This is a genomic window from Planobispora rosea, from assembly GCF_014648175.1.
In the GTDB taxonomy this organism is placed as follows: domain Bacteria; phylum Actinomycetota; class Actinomycetes; order Streptosporangiales; family Streptosporangiaceae; genus Planobispora; species Planobispora rosea.
Window position 1 is genome coordinate 67,547 of sequence record NZ_BMQP01000022.1, and the last position, 18,584, is coordinate 86,130.

At 72.7% G+C, this 18,584-nt stretch carries 23 protein-coding genes; 12 read left to right on the forward strand and 11 right to left on the reverse strand.

Annotation, left to right across the window (positions count from 1 at the left end; genetic code table 11):
- Positions 1–3: 3 nt before the first annotated feature.
- The gene (locus IEZ08_RS21970; RefSeq protein ID WP_275424748.1) at positions 4–432 is read right to left on the reverse strand and encodes an organic hydroperoxide resistance protein; all 429 of its coding nucleotides are present in this window, start codon (positions 430–432) and stop codon (positions 4–6) included.
- 65 nt (positions 433–497) lie between these two features.
- Here IEZ08_RS21970 and IEZ08_RS21975 point away from each other — a divergent pair, with 65 nt between their 5' ends.
- Positions 498–1,073 (forward strand): TetR/AcrR family transcriptional regulator, encoded by a 576-nt coding sequence (locus tag IEZ08_RS21975; RefSeq protein ID WP_203863446.1) that lies wholly within the window; start codon positions 498–500, stop codon positions 1,071–1,073.
- A gap of 40 nt (positions 1,074–1,113) precedes the next feature.
- Here IEZ08_RS21975 and IEZ08_RS21980 read toward each other — a convergent pair whose 3' ends face one another.
- The 9 genes from IEZ08_RS21980 to IEZ08_RS22020 all read right to left on the reverse strand — a co-directional run bounded on the left by IEZ08_RS21980 (position 1,114) and on the right by IEZ08_RS22020 (position 8,562).
- Positions 1,114–2,448 carry an FtsX-like permease family protein gene (locus IEZ08_RS21980; protein WP_189242805.1) on the reverse strand — a complete coding sequence of 445 codons (1,335 nt, stop codon included), beginning with the start codon at positions 2,446–2,448 and terminating at the stop codon, positions 1,114–1,116.
- Complete coding sequence (locus IEZ08_RS21985) at positions 2,445–3,173, reverse strand: ABC transporter ATP-binding protein (protein WP_189242806.1); 729 nt, start codon at positions 3,171–3,173, stop codon at positions 2,445–2,447. Before IEZ08_RS21985 ends, IEZ08_RS21980 begins: the two co-directional genes overlap by 4 nt.
- A complete protein-coding gene (locus IEZ08_RS21990; RefSeq protein ID WP_189242807.1) occupies positions 3,166–3,690 on the reverse strand; it encodes a PadR family transcriptional regulator in 525 nt (174 codons plus the stop codon). Before IEZ08_RS21990 ends, IEZ08_RS21985 begins: the two co-directional genes overlap by 8 nt.
- Positions 3,691–3,742: 52 nt before the next feature.
- Positions 3,743–4,036 (reverse strand): sigma factor, encoded by a 294-nt coding sequence (locus IEZ08_RS21995; protein WP_229803388.1) that lies wholly within the window; start codon positions 4,034–4,036, stop codon positions 3,743–3,745.
- Between the two features lie 149 nt (positions 4,037–4,185).
- Positions 4,186–4,938 carry a peptidylprolyl isomerase gene (locus tag IEZ08_RS22000; RefSeq protein ID WP_068921207.1) on the reverse strand — a complete coding sequence of 251 codons (753 nt, stop codon included), beginning with the start codon at positions 4,936–4,938 and terminating at the stop codon, positions 4,186–4,188.
- Between the two features lie 148 nt (positions 4,939–5,086).
- Positions 5,087–5,677: a superoxide dismutase family protein gene (locus IEZ08_RS22005; RefSeq protein WP_084779548.1), complete on the reverse strand. Its 591-nt coding sequence runs from the start codon at positions 5,675–5,677 to the stop codon at positions 5,087–5,089.
- A 351-nt stretch (positions 5,678–6,028) separates the two neighbouring features.
- Positions 6,029–6,628, reverse strand: coding sequence for a dihydrofolate reductase family protein (locus tag IEZ08_RS22010; protein WP_068921208.1), 600 nt, complete (start codon positions 6,626–6,628; stop codon positions 6,029–6,031).
- Positions 6,629–6,695: 67 nt separating this feature from the next.
- Positions 6,696–7,895, reverse strand: a complete 1,200-nt coding sequence (locus IEZ08_RS22015; protein ID WP_068921209.1) for a sensor histidine kinase — start codon at positions 7,893–7,895, stop codon at positions 6,696–6,698.
- A 13-nt stretch (positions 7,896–7,908) separates the two neighbouring features.
- The gene (locus IEZ08_RS22020) at positions 7,909–8,562 is read right to left on the reverse strand and encodes a response regulator transcription factor (protein ID WP_068921210.1); all 654 of its coding nucleotides are present in this window, start codon (positions 8,560–8,562) and stop codon (positions 7,909–7,911) included.
- Between the two features lie 118 nt (positions 8,563–8,680).
- Between IEZ08_RS22020 and IEZ08_RS22025 the strand changes: the two genes are divergently transcribed.
- From IEZ08_RS22025 to tsaD, 11 genes are all read left to right on the forward strand, one after another.
- A complete protein-coding gene (locus tag IEZ08_RS22025) occupies positions 8,681–8,998 on the forward strand; it encodes a hypothetical protein (protein ID WP_176728373.1) in 318 nt (105 codons plus the stop codon).
- Positions 8,995–9,345 (forward strand): holo-ACP synthase, encoded by a 351-nt coding sequence (locus tag IEZ08_RS22030; protein WP_068921212.1) that lies wholly within the window; start codon positions 8,995–8,997, stop codon positions 9,343–9,345. Before IEZ08_RS22025 ends, IEZ08_RS22030 begins: the two co-directional genes overlap by 4 nt.
- Before the next feature lie 9 nt (positions 9,346–9,354).
- Positions 9,355–10,932, forward strand: a complete 1,578-nt coding sequence (locus IEZ08_RS22035) for an NAD(P)H-hydrate dehydratase (protein WP_068921213.1) — start codon at positions 9,355–9,357, stop codon at positions 10,930–10,932.
- Between the two features lie 17 nt (positions 10,933–10,949).
- Entirely contained in the window at positions 10,950–12,077 is a 1,128-nt protein-coding gene (alr, locus tag IEZ08_RS22040; RefSeq protein WP_229803390.1) for an alanine racemase, read from the forward strand.
- A 22-nt stretch (positions 12,078–12,099) separates the two neighbouring features.
- Positions 12,100–13,173 (forward strand): alpha/beta fold hydrolase, encoded by a 1,074-nt coding sequence (locus tag IEZ08_RS22045; protein ID WP_068921215.1) that lies wholly within the window; start codon positions 12,100–12,102, stop codon positions 13,171–13,173.
- 55 nt (positions 13,174–13,228) lie between these two features.
- Positions 13,229–13,681 carry a tRNA (adenosine(37)-N6)-threonylcarbamoyltransferase complex ATPase subunit type 1 TsaE gene (gene tsaE, locus IEZ08_RS22050; protein ID WP_068928357.1) on the forward strand — a complete coding sequence of 151 codons (453 nt, stop codon included), beginning with the start codon at positions 13,229–13,231 and terminating at the stop codon, positions 13,679–13,681.
- Between the two features lie 245 nt (positions 13,682–13,926).
- On the forward strand, positions 13,927–14,586 hold the full coding sequence (locus IEZ08_RS22055; protein ID WP_068921216.1) for a hypothetical protein: 660 nt from the start codon (positions 13,927–13,929) through the stop codon (positions 14,584–14,586).
- 18 nt (positions 14,587–14,604) lie between these two features.
- Positions 14,605–15,168, forward strand: a complete 564-nt coding sequence (locus tag IEZ08_RS22060; RefSeq protein ID WP_068921217.1) for a class F sortase — start codon at positions 14,605–14,607, stop codon at positions 15,166–15,168.
- Between the two features lie 114 nt (positions 15,169–15,282).
- Complete coding sequence (gene tsaB, locus IEZ08_RS22065; protein ID WP_068928358.1) at positions 15,283–15,975, forward strand: tRNA (adenosine(37)-N6)-threonylcarbamoyltransferase complex dimerization subunit type 1 TsaB; 693 nt, start codon at positions 15,283–15,285, stop codon at positions 15,973–15,975.
- A complete protein-coding gene (rimI, locus tag IEZ08_RS22070; protein WP_342342436.1) occupies positions 15,972–16,442 on the forward strand; it encodes a ribosomal protein S18-alanine N-acetyltransferase in 471 nt (156 codons plus the stop codon). The genes tsaB and rimI overlap by 4 nt, the downstream gene beginning before the upstream one ends.
- Complete coding sequence (gene tsaD, locus IEZ08_RS22075) at positions 16,435–17,466, forward strand: tRNA (adenosine(37)-N6)-threonylcarbamoyltransferase complex transferase subunit TsaD (protein WP_068921219.1); 1,032 nt, start codon at positions 16,435–16,437, stop codon at positions 17,464–17,466. The genes rimI and tsaD overlap by 8 nt, the downstream gene beginning before the upstream one ends.
- A 22-nt stretch (positions 17,467–17,488) precedes the next feature.
- Here tsaD and IEZ08_RS22080 read toward each other — a convergent pair whose 3' ends face one another.
- Positions 17,489–18,559, reverse strand: a complete 1,071-nt coding sequence (locus IEZ08_RS22080) for an alkene reductase (protein ID WP_141703557.1) — start codon at positions 18,557–18,559, stop codon at positions 17,489–17,491.
- Positions 18,560–18,584 lie beyond the last annotated feature (25 nt).

The following is an 18,584-nucleotide window of genomic DNA, read 5'->3' on the forward strand; positions in this document are numbered from 1 at the left end:
CGGCTACTCGACCACGAGGTTGACGGGGATGTTGCCGCGGGTGGCGTTGGAGTAGGGGCACACCCGGTGGGCGGTCTCGACGAGCTCGCGGCCGACCTCCGGGGAGAGGGCGTCGGGCAGTTCCACCCGCAGGGTGACGTCGAGCCGGAAACCGCCCGCGCCGTCGGGGTTGAGGCCGACCTCGGCGGTGACCGACGCGTCGGAGGCGTCGATCTTCTTCTTGCCCGCGACCAGCTGCAGGGCGCTGGCGAAACAGGCGGCGTAGCCGGCGGCGAAGAGCTGCTCGGGGTTGGTGCCGCCGCCGTCGCCGCCGAGCTCCTTCGGCAGGGCCAGGGCGACGTCCAGCTTGCCGTCGGAGGTGACCGCGCGGCCGTCGCGTCCGGCGGCGGTGGCGATGGCGGTGTAGAGGCTCATGTCCGTGCCCTTCGTCATAGACAGACAGGTCTGTCTAGCTGAATGGCACGATGGTAGACAGACCTGTCTGGTAGTGTCAAGGTGTGAACGCAGAGACGGTGGACCATCGGAAGAGTCCGGCCCGCACCCGCGTCCTCGACACCGCGGCGCGCCTGTTCTACGCCGAGGGCGTGCACTCGGTGGGCATCGACCGGATCATCGCCGAGGCCGGCGTGGCCAAGGCGACCTTCTACCATCACTTCCCGTCCAAGGACGAGCTCGTCCGCGCCTACCTCGCCGAGCAGAGCCAGGCGCAACGCACCGCCGCCGCGGGGCTCCCCACGCGGGAACCCCGCGAGGCGGTGACGGCCCTCTTCGAGTTCATGTGCCGGGTCGGCGTGAGCCCCGGCTACCGGGGCTGCTCCTTCCTCAACGCCGCGGCCGAGTACCCCGACCCGGCCCACCCCGTGCGGCGGGTCATCGACGAGCACCGGGCCTGGCTCCGCGGCCTCTTCCGCGACCTGCTGGCCGACGACGGCCACCCCGACCCCCGCCGCACCGCCGACATCCTCGTCCTGCTCAGGGACGGGATCGTGGTCGGCTTCGACCTCGACGACCCCGCCGCCGTCCGCGCCGCGGCCCGCGAAGCGGTCACCAGAGCCCTGGCCGTCCCGTCCTGAGGCGTCTCCCCCGGTCCGGGACTCCGGCCGCTCCCGCCGGTCAGCCGGTCCGGAGCTCCTCCGGGCGGAGCGCCTCGCGCAGGATCCGCCGGGACGCCCGTGCCACCAGCACCGCGGCCAGCACCCCGATCCCGGCCATGACCGCCGCCCGGACGGCGGTGAAGGCGAAGGCCCCGGGTGACCAGCCGGGGGCGTCCGCCCCGGTGAGGATGACGAGTCCCGCCCCGGCGACGGCGGCCACGACGCAGACCGGGGACGCCGCGATGAGCGCCTGCCGGGTGAGGACCCGGCCCAGCGCGGTCGCGGGCACGCCGGAGGCGGCCAGAGCCGCGAACGAGCGCCGGTGGTCCAGCAGCTCCTCCGCCTGGTGGACGACGAGCGCGGCGGCGGAGGTGACCAGGGCCAGCAGCAGGGCGAGGTCGATGAGCAGGTAGGCCGTCAGGTAGGGCGGCTGGAGGCCGGTTCTGAGGAGGACGTTCCCCTGCTGGGCGCCGATGCCGGAGCCGAAGAACACCGTCAGCCCCACCACCGTCAGCGCGCGGGCCCACGCCCGGGGGTCGGCCTGGACGATCCGGGCGGCCAGCAGCGTCTCGGGGGCGGCGGTCACCCGGCCCGCCCGCCGGGCGACCGCCCTGATCAGCCAGGTGGCGGCCAGCACCAGCCCGAACAGCAGGAGCACCATCCCGGCCGTCATCGACAGAGCCGCGCCGTACTTTCCGAGGACGGGGAAACGGCCCTTCCCGATGAGCCCGGCGGCGAGCAGCGCGACACCCAGCGCGACGAGGAGGAGGTCCACCGCTCTGGGCCCGCGGAGCCGGGCCCGCCGGACCAGCCCCAGCGGGGAGGCCACCACGTGCCGCCCCGCGGCCAGCCCGGACCACACCTCGGCGAGCACCACCGCGGCGAGCGCGGCGAGCGTCCACACCGGTGAGAGCAGCGGCACGACCCCGTCCAGCGACCACCACAGCACCACGTTGACGGCGAGATGAGCCACGCCGCCGAGCGACCCGCCCAGCAGCGCCTGCCGTCCGGCCTCGTAGGCCCCGATCAGCCGTGTCTCGTACGGCGTGGCCCCGGCCAGCCGGAGCGCGGCCAGCCGCCGTTCCCGGGTCGCGGTGGCCAGGCGGCTCGCCTGGTAGGTGAAGACCGCGGCGGGCACGACCAGCAGGGCCAGGGTCAGCGCGACGACCAGGCGCGGCTCCCGCTCGGTGAACATCCACAGACGGTCGTCCGGCGTGTCGATCCGGAAGGACACCAGGGTCACCGCGGCGCAGAGCAGGAACGTCGCGAGTGCCGCACCGACGGACATCAGCCGGGCCCGCGCCCGCTCAGGGGCGGACCGGCCCCTGACCGGCATCCGTATGACAGTGATCACGTCGTCGCCTCCCCGCCCGCCGCAGGCGCCCCTGCCGCAGGCGCTCCCGCTGTGGACGTCCCGACTGTGGACGCCCCGGCGACCGTGCCGTCGCGCAGCACGATCTCCCGGTCGGCGTAGGCGGCCACCCGGTTGTCGTGAGTGACGATCACGAGGGTGGTACGGCTCTCGCGCGCCGTGCCGACCAGCGTGTCCATCACCTGCTCCCCGGCCAGCGAGTCGAGCGCGCCGGTGGGCTCGTCGGCGAAGACCACCCGGGGCCCGACGGCCAGGGCGCGGGCCACCGCGACCCGCTGGAGCTGGCCCCCGGACAGCTCCCCGGGGAGGTGGTCGGCGCAGTCGGCCGTATCCAGCCGCTCCAGCCAGGACCGGGCGGTGCGCAACGACTCCCGCCGCCCGTGCCGGTTGAACAGCAGTGGCAGCGCCACGTTCTCCACCGCGCTCAGCTCCGGCACCAGCTGGCCGAACTGGAAGACGATCCCGAAGTTCTCCCGGCGCAACCGGGTCCGGTCGTCCTCGTCGAGGGTGTCCACCCGCCGCCCGTCCAGGCGGACCTCCCCCGCCTCCGGGCGGATGATCCCGGCCAGGCAGTGGAGCAGGGTGGACTTGCCCGAGCCGCTCGGCCCGGTGATCGCGATGATCTCTCCCTCGCCGATCTCCGCCGACACCCCGTCCAGCGCCGTGGTCCGGCCGAAGGCCTTGCGCAGCGCACGCGCCTCAAGCATCGATCTCCCCCCTCAGGTCCGCCAGCCGTTCCATCGCCGTCTCGATCCACCGCAGGTCGGCGTCGAGATGCTGGAGCGCGTAGTCGGCGGCCAGCGCCCGCGCGGGCGAGCCCGACCGCCTCTCGGCGGTGAGCTCCCGCATCCGCGCCAGGTGGGCGGCGCGCTGCCGGAGCAGGTAGCCGTCGGCGGCTCCGCCGGTCACGGCCGCCACCACGACCCGGGAGAACAGCGGGCTCACCACGTACGGCGCGGACTCCTCCACCTCCTCCAGCCACCGCGCCAGTTCGGCGCCGCCCCTGTCGGTGATGGCGTAGACGGTGCGCTCGGGGCCTCCCCCCTGCGCCGTCTCGGCCACCTCGGCGAACCCGTCCCGCTCCAGCCGCTGGAGCGTCGCGTACACCTGCCCGTAGGCGAGCGGCCTCGCCCCGGGCAGGTGGTGATCATGCTCTTTCTTGAGCTCGTACCCGTGCTTGGGCCGCTCCGCGAGCAGCCCGAGCAGGACGTGCCTGGTCGACATGATCGCGACTATACACTCGATGTATTCACCGAGTGAATACATCGGTCGTGCTCTACTCGATCTTCGACAGGTCGATGACGTACATCTCGTCCCCGACCGGGCAGGCCGGCTGCTCCCGCCGCCGCAACCGCCACGCGGCGATGTGCAACCTGGCCATCGTGGTGCGCGCGTAACTCTCCGGATTCTCTTTGAGCCGTACCCTCGGCCAGGCCGCCCGCAGTTTCAGCAGCGCCTCCTGCACCAGGTCGGCCGCGTCGTGCGGGTTCCCGGCGAGCACATAGCCGTAGCGCAGCAGCGCGTCGCCACGCTCGGCAACAAACTCCGCGAAGCGGGAATCTGCCTCCACCTGCCTCCGCCCTTCGTCGGTTTCTCGTCTCCGAGAGGGCGTTGCGGGCAGAACTGTTGCACGCCTCCTTCCGGCCGATTCCCGGGCGGGCGACGTCCGGTGCGGAGCAGGGGAGGAAACGTTCCGTCAGCGGCGGACGATCCGGGCCGTCAGCGGCGGACGATCCGGGCCTTGTCGATGTCGACCGGGAGGACCGGCCTGCCGTCCACCGGAGGCGTCGGACCGTCCGGGGCCGGCTGGATTCCGCCGGCGGCGATGCGGTCCAGGACGGCGAGTCCGGCGGCGTCGACCGTACCGAAGATCGTGTAGTTGGGGGCCAGCCCGGAGTCGCCGTAGACCAGGAAGAACTGGCTGCCGTTGGTGTCCGGACCGGCGTTGGCCATGGCCAGGACCCCTCGTGCGTACGTCTTGCGCACCCCGGTGGGGTCGCCCGGCCACGGCGGCAGATCGGTGGGCAGCTCGTCCCTGTACCGGTAACCCGGCCCGCCCTCGCCGGTGAAGCTCGGATCGCCGCACTGCAGCACCTTCAGCCGGTCGTAGGCGGTCAGCCGGTGGCATGAAGTGTGGTTGTAGAACCTGTGCCTGACCAGGTGGACGAAGCTCTGCACCGTGCAGGGCGCTCTGTCCGGGTGGAGGGTGAGCCCGATGTCGCCGTGGTTGGTCCTGAGCACCGCGGAGACCGGCCGGGTGGGGGTGCGGCGCGGGTCCGGGGGCAGCGGAACCCTGCGCGCGGCCGGTTCGTCCGGGGTCGTGGTGTAGCCGCACGGGCCCTTCGTCGTCTTCGGCGGCCTGTCCCCGCCCTCGCCCGCGGACGCGGTGGCGGGCATGGCGCCGAAGGCGACCAGCGAGCCCGCCGTGACCGCGGCCGTCGCGGCGCGTCGTACCAGTGCTCTGCCAGACATGACGTCCTCCCTGAGAAGTGATCGACGGGCCCTCTGCGGTCCTAACCGATCACGCCGACGCCGTCAAGGGCACGGAGTCAAGGTGCGGCGCGGTGGGGAGGGGCGGGCCCGCCGATCACCCTGACGGAAGTGTTCCGTCAGGGGCGGATCACTTGATCACTCCGCACGCCACCCGGCCCCCGGCGTCACCGGTCTTCAGGGTCACCTCGTCGATCTCCGTGCTGTACCGCTCGGGGATGTGGGCGAGGTTGTCGGGGAGCGCGTGGACGATGACGGCGCTGCCGTCCTTGTCGGAGAGCTGGCGCACCCTGAACGCGTCGGTGACGACGGAGGCCGTGGCGGTGCCGTCCTTGCCCGCGAGCAGCGGGGGCAGGTCCCCCGAATGCTCGCCGTGGGAGCCCTTGCCCAGGTCGAAGTGGCCGCCGGCGGAGAAGAACGGGGTGACCTTCCCGGTGGCGGGGTCGACGGCCTCCGGGTCGCATTTGCCGGTGGCGTGGATGTGGAAGCCGTGGAAGCCGGGGGTCAGGCCCTTCACCGTGACCGTCACCCTGGCCTTGCCGTACCCCTCGCGGGCGACGTTGAGGCGGCCGACGACGTTGCCCTTGGCGTCCCGGATGGTGGCCGCCGCGGAACGCTCGCCCCCCGAGGGCACGGCCTCGGCCGCGGCGGAGACGGCGACGACCGCGACGCCTGTGGCGAGTGCGGCGGTGATGGCCAGATGGGTCCTGCGCAGAATCATGATCTGCCTCTCTCGCGAAGGAGCCTTGGTCTTTCGCGAGAGTAAATTCGGATGCTTTACCGGCGCTGAACGTTCACTGAAATCCTTTCATGAGACCTCGCCGACCTGGTTTTATAGAGAAATATAAGAAACATCCAAGAAATACCGGTCAAGCCGGAAATGCTATTCAAGGCGTCCCGAGTGTTCCGGGAGCTCTGAGTGTCCCGGGTATCCCGGGCGCCCTCGGTGCCCCGGTGCCCCGGTGCCCCGGTGCCCCGGTGCCCCGGTGCCCCGGTGTCCGGAGGGGCGGGGGGATCGGAGTGCCTGGCGGGGTTCCGCCGGGCACTCCAGTCTTTATCTGGTCTTCCGGACTTACTTGGTTGTGCCGGACTTCACTGTGTAATACAGGTGGGTCACACCGGTCCCCTCGATGACCCGGGGCCCCTCCAGCTCGACCGGAGCGCAGGTGAGCCCCTCGAAGAAGGGGACGCCCTCGCCCAGGAGCACGGGCACCAGGTCCACCCGGATCTCGTCCAGCAGCCCCGCGTTGAGGCACTGCGAGGCGATCTTGGAGCCGACGCCGACCCAGCCGTCCCCGGCGACCTGCCTGGCCTGGGCGATCGCGCTCTCGACCCCGTCGGTGACGAAGGTGAAAGGAGCGTCCTTGCGGGGCCAGCCGTCCGGGACGGTGTGGCTGACCACGAACACCGGCACGTCCATCGGGTGGCGTCCGCCCCACCCGCCGGTCATGTCGAACAGGTGACGGCCGACGACCAGGGCTCCGACGTTGGCCATCGCCTCCCGCAGGTGGGCCGCGCTGGCCTCGGACACCTGGAAGGTCATGCCGGGCGTGGCGGTCGGGATGGCGACGTCGCCGTTGCCGTACCAGCCGAACAGGTGCTCCACGCTGTCGGCGGGACCGGCGATGAAGCCGTCGAGGGACATCGACATGTTGGCGATCACCTTGGCCATGGGAGTGCTCCCTCCTCGAATGTCGCGACCCGCACGGAGTTGTTCCACGCGGTGTTCGCGTTACGCGTCAAGCCACCCCGGTGCCGTCCGCCACCCGATCGACGGGGGGATCCAGGGAGACGGTCACCTCAAGGCCGCCCTCCGGGAGCGCGCGGGTCTCCAGTTCGCCGTGGTGGGCCGCGACGACGGCGGCCACGATCGACAGTCCCAGCCCCAGGCCGTCGCCGACGGCCTTCCTGCCGGTCTCCAGGCGCTGGAAGGGTTCGAGGAGCTCGGGGACCCGGCCGGGCGGGATCACCGGGCCGCTGTTGGCGACCCTGAGGGTCGGGCGGCCGGACCGTACGGAGGTCTCCACCTCCACCCAGCCGCCGGGCACGTTGTGCCGGGAGGCGTTGTCCAGCAGGTTCACGACCAGGCGCTCCAGCAGGGCGCGGTCACCCGAGGCGGACGCCGGACGGAGCACGGACGTGACACGCGGACCCGTCTCTCCCCGCCGGTCGAGGGCCTGCCCGGCGATCTCGGCCAGGTCGAGGGGCCGCCGGTGGTGCAGCCCCTGCTGGCTGCGGGCCAGGGTGAGCAGAGCCTCGATGAGCCGCTCCTGGTGCCTGCCGGCGGCCAGCAGGCGCTCCAGTACGGCCCGCAGCGAGCCGGTGTCGGCGTCCGGGTCGGTCAGCGCGATCTCGGCCATGGTCTGCTGCAACGTCAGCGGGGTGCGCAGCTCGTGGGAGACGTTGGCGGCGAACCGCCGCTGCGCGGTGAACGCGGCCTCCAGCCGGTCCAGCAGCTCGTCGAAGGTGTCGGCCAGTTCCTTGAGCTCGTCGTCCGGCCCGGCGACGGCCAGCCTCCGGTCGAGCCGGTCGGCCGTGATGTGCCGGACGGTGGCCGTCATCTCGCCCAGTGGGCGCAGCACGCGCCCGGCCATGAGCCAGCCCAGCGCCATCGAGGCGAACGCCATGACCACCAGGGCGATCAGGGAGTTGACCAGCAGCCGGCGCAGGTTCTCCTGCTGCTCCGGTGTCGTCGAGGGGTCCGCGACCGGCGGTTCGGGCGCGGCGGGCGGTTCGGGAGCGACCGACGGCGTGAGAGCGCCTGGCGGCGCGGAGGCGTCCGGCGGTGCCGGGGCGTCCGGGGCCGTGGGGGCGTCCGGAGGTGTGGGGAAGGGCGAGTACTCGACCAGGAAGTAGATGAGGGTCACCAGCAGTACCCCCGCTACCAGGAACAGGCCGCTGTAGAACAGGGTCAGGCGCAGCCGTACCGTCCACCTCATCTGCTCGCCCGCCTCATATCCGGTATCCGGCCTGCGGGACCGTCTCGATCAGCGGTGGGTCGCCGAGCTTGCGGCGCAACCGGCTGACCGTCACCTTCACGGTCTGCGTGAACGGGTCGGCGAACTCGTCCCAGCACCGTTCCAGGAGCTGCTCGGCGGAGACCACGGCTCCTCCGGCGGCCAGCAGCAGCTCCAGCACCGCGAACTCCTTGGGGCTCAGCGGCAGCCGCCGCCCGTCGCGGGTGGCGATCCGGGTGGCCGAATCCAGGCGCAGGTCGCCGTGGACGAGCACCGCCGGCAGGGCCTGGGCCGCCCGCCTGGCCAGCGCGCGGATCCGGGCGACCAGCTCGGCGAAGGCGAACGGTTTGGGAAGGTAGTCGTCGGCGCCGATGCCCAGCCCGGTCACCCGGTCGTCGATCGTCCCGGCGGCGGTGAGCATCAGCACCCGCGCGGGGTGACCCGCACCGGCCAGCACCCGGCACACGTCGTCGCCGTGCAGACCGGGCAGGTCGCGGTCGAGGACGATGACGTCGTAGTGGTTGGCGGAGGTGCGTTCGAGCGCCGCGACGCCGTCCAGCACCACGTCGACGGCCATGCCCTCGCGGCGCAACCCCACGGCCACCGTCTGGGCCAGCTCTTCATGATCTTCGACCACCAGCACTCTCATGATCCACCCAGGATGCCCCGCCTCCGGTTACAGCGGGGTAACCGCCGCCGTTCCCGCCCTGTAACCGGTCACCGGGTTGGCTGATCCCACCGACATCGGCGGAAACGGAGAAACCATCATGAACGGCGCAAGGATCAGGAACGTGCTCCTCGTCACGGCTCTCGTCGTGGGAGTGGGAGGAATGGCCCAGGGGATTCCCGGGATCCCGGAGGTCCTCACGGCAGTGCAGGTCGCGGAACCGCTCACCGTACCGGCGGCACCCATGGCCCCCGTCGCTCCGGTCGCACCCGTCGCTCCGGTCGCCCCGGTCGCCCCGCTTGCGCCGCTTGCGCCTCTCGCACCCGCCGTCCTCGCCGTACTCGGCGCGCTCATCGCATTCGCCGCGCTCACCAGGGCGGGTTCACGACGGCGGCAGGACACTACGCTGGGCGGGTGATCGTGGGGATCGGCGTGGATGTGGTGGACGTGGCCAGGTTCGAGGCGACGCTGGCCCGGACGCCCGCGCTGCGGACCCGGCTGTTCACCGAGGCCGAGCGCGGCCTGCGGGTGGAGTCCCTGGCCGCGCGGTTCGCGGCCAAGGAGGCCGTGGCCAAGGCGCTGGGGGCCCCGCCCGGCCTGCTCCACGTGGAGGCCGAGGTGGTGAGCGGCGAGCACGGCCGCCCCGGGCTGCGGGTGACCGGCCGGGCCGCCGAGGTGGCCGCCGCGCTGGGGGTGACCCGGTGGCACATCTCGCTGAGCCACGACGGGGGCGTCGCCGTCGCCTACGTGATCGCCGAAGGTTAGGTTCGGGGCATGCGGACCGCGTACACCTCCGATCAGATCAGGGCGGCCGAGGCGGCGCTGATGGCGACGCTGCCCGAGGGGACGCTCATGCGGCGGGCCGCCGCCGGGCTGGCCGTGAGCTGCGCCGCGATGCTCGGGAGGGTGTACGGCTCCCGCGTCGTGGTGCTGGCGGGCAGCGGCGACAACGGCGGTGACGCCCTCTACGCCGGGGCCCGGCTGGCGGCTCGCGGGGCCAGGGTGCACGCGGTCCTGGCCGGCTCGCGGGTTCACGAGGCCGGGCTGGCGGCCCTGCGCGGAGCGGGCGGCCGGGTCGTGGGCCTTCGCGGCGGGGGTACGGACGTCCGCGACGGCAGCGGGCCCGGCGCGGCGGATGCCGCCTCCCGGGCGGGAACCGCCGGAACGGACGCGGTCCGGGAGGTCATCGACGCCGCGGACCTGGTCCTGGACGGACTGGTCGGGATCGGCGGGACGGGAGCGCTGCGGGAACCGTACGCGCGTCTGGCGGCGATCACCGAGGAGAGCGCCGCGGCCGTCGTCGCGGTGGACGTCCCGAGCGGGGTGGACGCGAGCAGCGGGCGGATCGACGGCCGGGCGGTCCGGGCGGACCTCACCGTCACGTTCGGGGCGCTCAAGATCGGGCTGCTGGTCGACCCGGGATCCGGACAGGCGGGCCGTGTCGAACTCGTCGACATCGGCCTGGGGCCGTACCTGCCGGACCCCGACGCGACCGCGCTCACCGGTGAGGACGTCGCGCTCCGGCTGCCCCGGCCCGGCGCCTCCTCCGACAAGTACCGCAGGGGTGTCGTCGGCGTCGCGGCCGGCAGCCGCCGCTACACCGGCGCGGCGGTGCTGGCCGTGGGCGGCGCGATCCGGGCCGGGGCGGGCATGGTGCGCTACGCCGGAGCCGCCGAGCCGGTGGCCCAGGTGCGCGCCCGCTGGCCGGAGGCGGTGATCACCGAGCTGGCGTCCGCGAACGGGGACGGCGCGGCGGACCCGGCCAAGGAGATCGCGGAGGTCGGCCGGGTGCAGGCGTGGGTGCTCGGGCCCGGCCTGGGCACCGGCCCCGAGGCGCACGCTGTGGCCCGCGCCGTCTTGGCGAGCGACGTCCCGGTGCTCGTGGACGCCGACGGCCTGACCCTGGCCGCCCGGGAGAGGGAGCTGCTGCGCCGCCGTACCGGGGCGCCCGTGCTGATCACCCCGCACGCAGGGGAGCTGTCACGGCTGCTCGGCGTCCCCCGCGAGCGGATCGAGGCCCGGCGGCTGGAGCACGCCCGGCAGGCCGCCGCGGAGCTGGGCGTGACCGTGCTGCTGAAGGGCTCGACCACGCTGGTCGCCGAGGAGGGCAGGCCGGTCCGGGTCAACCCGACCGGCAGCCCCTGGCTGGCCACCGGCGGCACCGGCGACGTGCTGGCCGGGCTCGCGGGCACGCTGCTGGCCGCCGGGCTGGACTGTTACGACGCCGCCTCCTGCGCGGCGTACCTCCACGGGATCGCCGGGCAGCGCGGCCCGGTGGCCGCCGCAGACGTGGCGCAGGCGCTCCCGGAGGTTATGAGGTCGGTCATAAACCGGCCTCGGCAACCGCGCTGACCTGCCAGACTGGAGAGATGAGCTTCCCGATGACTCCTGCCGAGGCGCGGGTGGACCTCTCGGCGATCCGGGACAACGTCGCGCTGCTGCGGAGCCATGCTCCCGGGGCTCTGACCATGGTCGCGGTCAAGGCCGACGGCTACGGGCACGGGATGGCCGCCGCCGCGCGGGCGTGCCTGGAGGGCGGGGCCGAGCGGCTCGGCACCGCCTACGTCCGGGAGGCTCTCCAGTTGCGGGCCGAGGGTGTCACGGCGCCGATCCTGTCCTGGATCATCCCGCCGGGGGAGCCGCTGGACGAGGCGGTCTCCGCGGACGTGGAGCTGTCCGCCGGGGCGCCGTGGCTCGTGGACGCGATCGCCGAGGCGGCGGGCCGTACCGGCCGGGTGGCGCGGGTGCACCTGAAGGCCGACACCGGCAACGGGCGCGGCGGTTCGCCGATCGCCGACTGGCCCGCGCTGGTGGACCGGGCGCTCGCCCGGCAGGCGGAGGGGACGATCGAGGTCGTCGGCCTCTGGTCGCATTTCGCCTGTGCCGACATCCCGGGGCATCCGTCGATCGATACTCAGCTGGGCGCCTTCGACGAGGCCCTGGCGATCGCGGAGAAGGCGGGCGTGGGAGGCTCCCACGTGATCCGGCACATCGCCAACTCCGCGGCGAACCTGACGCTGCCACGGGCCCGCTACGACATGGTGCGTCCGGGCATCGCCGCGTACGGCCTGAGTCCGATTCCGGAGCTGGGCGATTTCGGGCTCCGTCCGGCGATGACGCTGACGGCGCGGCTCGCGCTGGTCAAGCGGGTCCCGATGGGTTCCGGTGTGTCCTATGGGCACCTTTATGTCACAGATCGCGAAACAAAGCTTGGTCTCGTCCCGCTCGGGTATGCGGACGGCATCCTGCGGCACGCCACCGGCCGGGCGGAGGTGTTCGCGGGGGGCCGGAGGCGACGGATCGCCGGGCGGGTCTGCATGGACCAGTTCGTTATCGACGTGGGAGAGGACCCGCTGACCGAGGGAGACGAGGTGATTCTGTTCGGTGACGGCTCACAAGGGGAGCCGACCGCACAGGAATGGGCGGATTCCCTCGGCACGATCACTCATGAGATCGTGACCAGGATCGGTTCGCGCGTGCCACGCGTTTACCGGTGAGGGCGGGTACAAGGGGGTCTGAATGGCGACTACGACACGACGCAGGGTCGGTATCGCGGGTGCGGTCGTCGGTGCCGCGTCCGCCGGAGTGGCGGCGGCGGCCCTCGCCAAGCGGTACGCCGTGGGCCGCATCCGGCTCCGCCCCGACCCCGAGGCCAGCGAGCCGCTGGGCGAGCTGCGCGGGCGTCAGGTCACGGTCACGACCTCCGACGGCGTGAGCCTCCACGCCGAGGTGGACGGCCCCGAGGAGGCCCCGCTGACCGTGGTGTTCTGCCACGGCTACACGCTCAATCTCGACTCCTGGCACTACCAGCGGCGCGACCTGCGCGACTATCACCGCCTGGTGCTGTGGGACCAGCGCTGCCACGGGCTCTCCCAGCGTTGCTCGGCCGAGGACTCCACGATCGACCGGCTCGGCGAGGACCTGTTCGAGGTGCTGGAGGAGCTGGTGCCCGGTCCGTGTGTGCTGGTCGGGCACTCCATGGGCGGCATGACCATCATGGCGCTCGCCGACCGGCACCCCGAGCTCTTCGGCGACCGGATCAAGGGCGTGGCGCTCATCTCCACCTCCGCCGGGAAGCTGGCGGAGGTCTCCCTGGGCCTGCCCGCGCTGCTGTCCAAGGCGGTGCACAAGATCACGCCGGGTGCGGTGTCGCTGCTCGGCCGCCGGGGGGAACTGGTGGACCGGGGCCGCCACGCGGCCAACGACATCGCCTTCCTGGTCCTGCGCAACCTCGGCTTCGGCGACTCCAAGAACGTCAGTCCCACGGTGGTGGACTTCGTCGAGTCGATGATCCGCTCCACGCCCTTCGAGGTGATCGCGGACTTCTACCCGGCGCTGATGTCGCACGACAAGCTGACGGCCCTGGGCGTCCTGGACGACGTGCCGACCTCCATCGTGGTCGGCGACAAGGACTGGCTGACGCCCGTCGAGCACAGCAAGGCGATCGCGGCGGCGCTGCCGCGCGCGTGGTTCACCGAGGTGCCCGACAGTTCGCACCTGGTCCAGCTGGAACGGCCGGCCACGGTCAACGACGCGCTGCGCGACCTGCTGAAGCGGGCGGCGGCGGACATGGGAACGGCAGACGGCCGGTGAGACGCCGGTGAAGGGATGGGCGAGCGGTGAGAGCCGTTACGGGAGCGGGTGAGTGGTGAGAACCGTCGCGACCGCCGAGGAGATGCGCGAACTCGGCGCCGAGCTGGCCGGGCTGCTGCGCCCGGGGGATCTGGTGGTGCTCTCCGGGCCGCTGGGCGCGGGCAAGACGACCCTGGCGCAGGGCATCGGCGAGGGCCTCAAGGTGCGCGGGCCGATCACCTCGCCGACCTTCGTGATCGCCCGGGTCCACCCGTCGCTGGCGGACGGTCCCGCGCTGGTGCACGTGGACGCCTACCGGCTCGGCGGCGACCTGGAGGTCGACGACCTGGACCTGGACGCCTCGCTGGAGGAGTCGGTGACGCTCGTCGAGTGGGGCGAGGGCCTCGTCGAGGGCCTCGCCGAGGACCGGCTGGAGATCTCCATCGAGCGGGGCGAGGCGGCCGAGACGAGCGAGGGGCGCACGGTACGGCTCCGCGGGGTCGGCCCCCGCTGGGAGGGCGTCGTCTGATCCGGAGGTCCGGATGGTTCCGGTGTGTCCTACGGTCCTCATGTGCTGCCTGGGGCCGCATCATGCCGCCCGATTCACCCACGTAGACAGGGAAATCCTGGCACTCTGACACTGTGCCCCACTTGGTCTAGATCATCAGGGATGATGATCGACTCTTACTGGTTTGCCCATGTTTAATGGGGACAGGTGGGAAGCAGCCGTGCCGGGCGAGGGTCGTCGGCCGGAGTACGAAGTGGAGTACGACGGTGCCAAGGGTCAAGCGTGTCGCGGTTCTCGGGGCCCTCGGGGGCGCCGTGCTGCTCGGGACAGTCGGATGCACGGCCGAGGCCAACTCGGGCAACCCCACGGGAACGCCCACTCCGGTCGTGTCCCAGCCGGGCGCCGCCCGCGCCAACATCGAGGTCCAGCTCCAGCCCGCCACCCTGAGGCCGGGACAGAAAGTCTGGATCCTGGCGAACTGCCCGATCCCCCAGGGCGGTCCCCAGCACCGGGGCACCGCCCGCTCCGAGGCCTTCCTCACCGCGGTGACGCTCGACCCCATCCTGGTGACGCCCACGCCGGCCCCCACCGGCACCGCCACGCCCACGCCCCGGCCCTGGGTCCGCGGGCAGGCCACGGTCGCCGAGGAGACCGAGCCGAACGTCTACGCCGTCAACGTCCGGTGCGAGGGGACCAACGACACCGGCACGGCCAACCTGCGCGTCATGGCGACCAGCACGCCGAGCCCCCGGCCGACGACCACGCGCACGCCCATCAGCACCCGGGGGCCGGGCACGGGCGGCGGCGGCACCGCGGCCGGCGGCCCCGAGGACTCGGGCATGCCGGCCGGGATGACCGGGGTCCTGCTGGCGGCGGCCCTCGCGGGCGGCATCGGTCTCGCCGTCGTCCGGCGGCGCCGCCCCTGACATCCGTTCCCGATATCCATGGCAGAGTCCTCCCGCTGGTCACGGGTCGTCATCGCCGGGGTCATCACCGGCGCCGTCCTGGTCGCCTTCGACCGGGGCGGTGAGAACGACGCGCCCGTCCGCTCCGCGGTCGTGCCCAGCCGCATCGACATCCCGTCGCTGGGCATCAAGGCGCCGCTGATGAAGCTGGGCGTCGTCGACGGCGAGGTCGAGCTGCCGCCGTACGAGGAGCCGGACGTCGCGGGCTGGGTGAAGGACAGCGCGGTCCCCGGCGACGAGGGGTCCGCGGTCATCCTCGGGCACGTCGACACCAAGACCGCCCCCGCCGTCTTCTACAAGCTCAAGACCATGCGGGAGGGACAGGCCATCAAGGTCGTACGGAGCGACGGCAAGGTCGCCCAGTACCGGGTGGACTCCATCGAGCAGGTGGACAAGGACGAGTTCCCGGCGGACCGGGTCTATCTGGAGAACGGCCTGCGGCTGATCACCTGCGGCGGCAGGTTCGACTGGGACAAGAACGAGTACGACGACAACGTGATCGTCTACGCCACCCTGGTGAAACCCGCCGCCCCCGAAGCCTGACGCGACCGGTTCGCGCCTTCGGCGAGGTTCGCGCCGCCCGGCGACCCGGCGGTGCCTCGATCACCGCCGGGTATCGGGTAAAGACCGGTGGCCGAGGTACTAGGCTTGACGACCGTGCTGGTCCTGGCCTTCGACACCGCAACCCCCGCCGTCACCGCAGCGCTGCACGACGGTGAGAGGGTCCTCGCCGAGTCCACCACGGTGGACGCGCGCCGTCACGGCGAACTGCTCGTGCCCACCGTCCAGCGTGTCCTGGCGGATGCCGGAACGTCGCTCGCCGACGTCACCGCCATCGCGGTGGGCTGCGGCCCCGGCCCCTACACCGGGCTCCGGGTCGGTCTGATGACCGCCCAGGCGCTGGCGGCCTCCCTGGGCGTCCCGGCGTACGGCGTGTGCACGCTCGACGCCGTCGCCTACGGCAGCGGGCTGACCGAGCCCTTCCTGGTCGCCACCGACGCGCGGCGCAAGGAGGTCTTCTGGGGCCGCTACGCCGACGCCCGGACCCGGCTGTCCGGGCCCGCGGTGGACAAACCGCAGGACCTCCCGCCCGGCCTGCCGGTCGCCGGCGCGGGCGCGCGGATGTACGCCGACGTGATCGGCGCGTCCCGGGTGCTGGACGTGCCGGAGTTCCCGCACGCGGGGGCGCTGGCCGCGCTGGCCGCCGCGCAGCTGGGCCACGAGGACGTCGAGGAGGTCGTGGAGGTCGTGGAGAGCGGCACACACCCCGTGCTGGGCCTGCCCCGCCCGATCTACCTGCGCCGCCCCGACGCCCAGGTGCCCTCGGCGCCCAAGAAGGTCTCGCAGTGAGCTCACCTCCCGATACGCGCGCGGTCCTGCGCCCGATGACCGCGGACGATCTGACCGCGGTCATGGCGATCGAGCGGGAGACCTTCCCCGACGACGCGTGGAGCGAGGGCATGCTCCGCGGTGAGCTGGACGACCAGCCCCGGACCCGGCACTACATCGTCGCCCTGGTCGAGGGGGAGATCGTGGGGTACGCCGGGCTCGCGGCGGCGGCGGATCAGGCCGACGTGCAGACCATCGCCGTCGTGGCAGGGCACCGGCGGGCCGGGATCGGCGCGGCCATGCTGACCGAGCTGCTGGCCGAGGCCGTACGGCGCGACGCCCGGGAGGTCTTCCTGGAGGTGCGCGCCGACAACCCGCCCGCCCAGGCGATGTACGAAAGGTTCGGCTTCGAGGCCATCGGCGTACGGCGGCGCTACTACAAGGACGGCGTCGACGCCATCATCATGAAGAAGGATCTCCATGCGTGACGAACCCCTGGTCCTGGGGATCGAGACCTCCTGCGACGAGACCGGCGTGGGCATCGTCCGAGGTCACACCCTGCTGGCCAACACCATCGCCTCCAGCGTCGAGGAGCACGCCCGCTTCGGCGGAGTCGTCCCGGAGGTCGCTTCCCGGGCGCACCTGGAGGCGATGACGCCGACCATCGAGCGCGCCCTGGAGCAGGCGGGCCTGCGCCTGTCCGACATCGACGCGATCGCCGTGACGGCCGGTCCCGGCCTGGCCGGGGCGCTGCTGGTCGGGGTGGCCGCGGCCAAGGCGTACGCCCTGGGCCTGGGCGTGCCGCTCTACGGCGTCAACCACCTGGCCGCCCACGTGGCGGTGGACCAGCTCGAACACGGCGCCCTGCCCAAGCCGTGCATCGCGATGCTCGTCTCGGGCGGCCACTCCTCCCTGCTCCTGGTCCCGGACGTGGCGCGGGAGGTCGTCTCGCTCGGCTCCACGGTGGACGACGCGGCGGGTGAGGCGTTCGACAAGGTGGCCCGGGTGCTCGGCCTGCCGTTCCCCGGCGGGCCGCACATCGACCGGGTCGCCCGGGAGGGGTCCGGCACCGCCATCGCCTTCCCGCGGGGGAAGGTGGACGACGGCACGCTCGACTTCTCCTTCTCCGGCCTGAAGACGGCCGTGGCGCGGTGGATGGAGGCACGGGAGCGGGCCGGGGAGAGCGTCCACGTGCCGGACGTGGCGGCCTCGTTCCAGGAGGCCGTGGTCGACGTGCTGACCCGTAAGGCGCTGCAGGCGTGCAAGCAGTACGGCGTGCAGGACCTGCTGATCGGTGGCGGCGTGGCCGCCAACTCGCGCCTGCGGGCCCTGGCCCAGGAGCGCTGCGACGCGGCCGGGGTGCGCCTGCGCGTCCCCCGGCCGGGCCTGTGCACCGACAACGGCGCGATGGTCGCCGCGCTCGGGTCCGATCTCGTCGCGGCCGGGGTGACCCCGTCCCTGCTGGACATCCCGGCCGACTCCTCCATGCCCATCACCACCGTCCACGTCTGAGCCCCCGCGGTCGGACGCGGGCTCAGGCGGGGTTCCCGGCCGGGTGCAGGGAGAGCGGCGGGTAGTCGGTGTAGCCCCGGTGGTCACCGCCGAAGGCCGTGCCGAAGTCGGGCTCGTTGAGCGGCGCGCCGAGCCGGACGCGGAGCGGCAGGTCGGGGTTGGCGAGGAAGTACTTGCCCAGCGAGACCAGGTCGGCGCCCCGCTCCAGCCACCGGTCGAGCGCCTCGGTCGGGTGCCCGGCCGACGGGTCGTTGGCGATGAACGTGTTCGGCCACAGCTCGCGGATCCGCCGGTTCAGCTCGTCCGAGGGACCCGCCACGAGGTGCACGTAGGCCAGGTCGAGCTCGGCCAGCGCGGAGACCAGCGCCGGGTAGACCTCGTGCGCGTCCTCCTCGACGAGGTCCTGGGCGCCGGTGGCGGGGGAGATCCGGATGCCGGTCCGGGACGCCCCGATCGCCTCGACGACGGCTGCGGCGGTCTCCACGGCGAACCGGATCCGGTTCTCGACGGAGCCGCCGAAGCGGTCGTCGCGCAGGTTGGCGTTCTGCGACAGGAACTGGTGGATCAGATAGCCGTTCGCGCCGTGCAGCTCGACCCCGTCGAACCCGGCGTCGACGGCCCGTCTGGCCGCGTCGGCGAAGTCCTGGACCGTCGCCTCGACCTCGGCGGTGGACAGCTCCACCGGGACGGGGATGTCCTGCATGCCGTTCGGCGTGAAGATCTGCGCCGCGGGCCGTACGGCCGAGGGCGCGAGGGGGAGACGGCCGGTGTTGTCGGGATGGCCGATCCGGCCCGCGTGCATGATCTGGGCGAAGATCCGGCCGCCCGCCGCGTGAACGGCGTCGGTCACCTCGCGCCAGCCCGCCACCTGCTCGTCGGTGTGCAGGCCGGGCGTGTCCATGTATCCCTGGCCGGCGGGGCTCGGCTGGATTCCCTCGCTGACGATCAGGCCGGCTGAGGCGCGCTGGGCGTAGTAGAGGGCGGTCAGCGAGGAGGGGATCCCGTCCACATAGGCCCGCGAGCGGGTCATGGGCGCCATGACGAGGCGGTTGGGGAGCCGCAGCTGACCGAGGTCGAACGGGGTGAACGGCATGACTCTCATCCTTTCTTGGGCGACC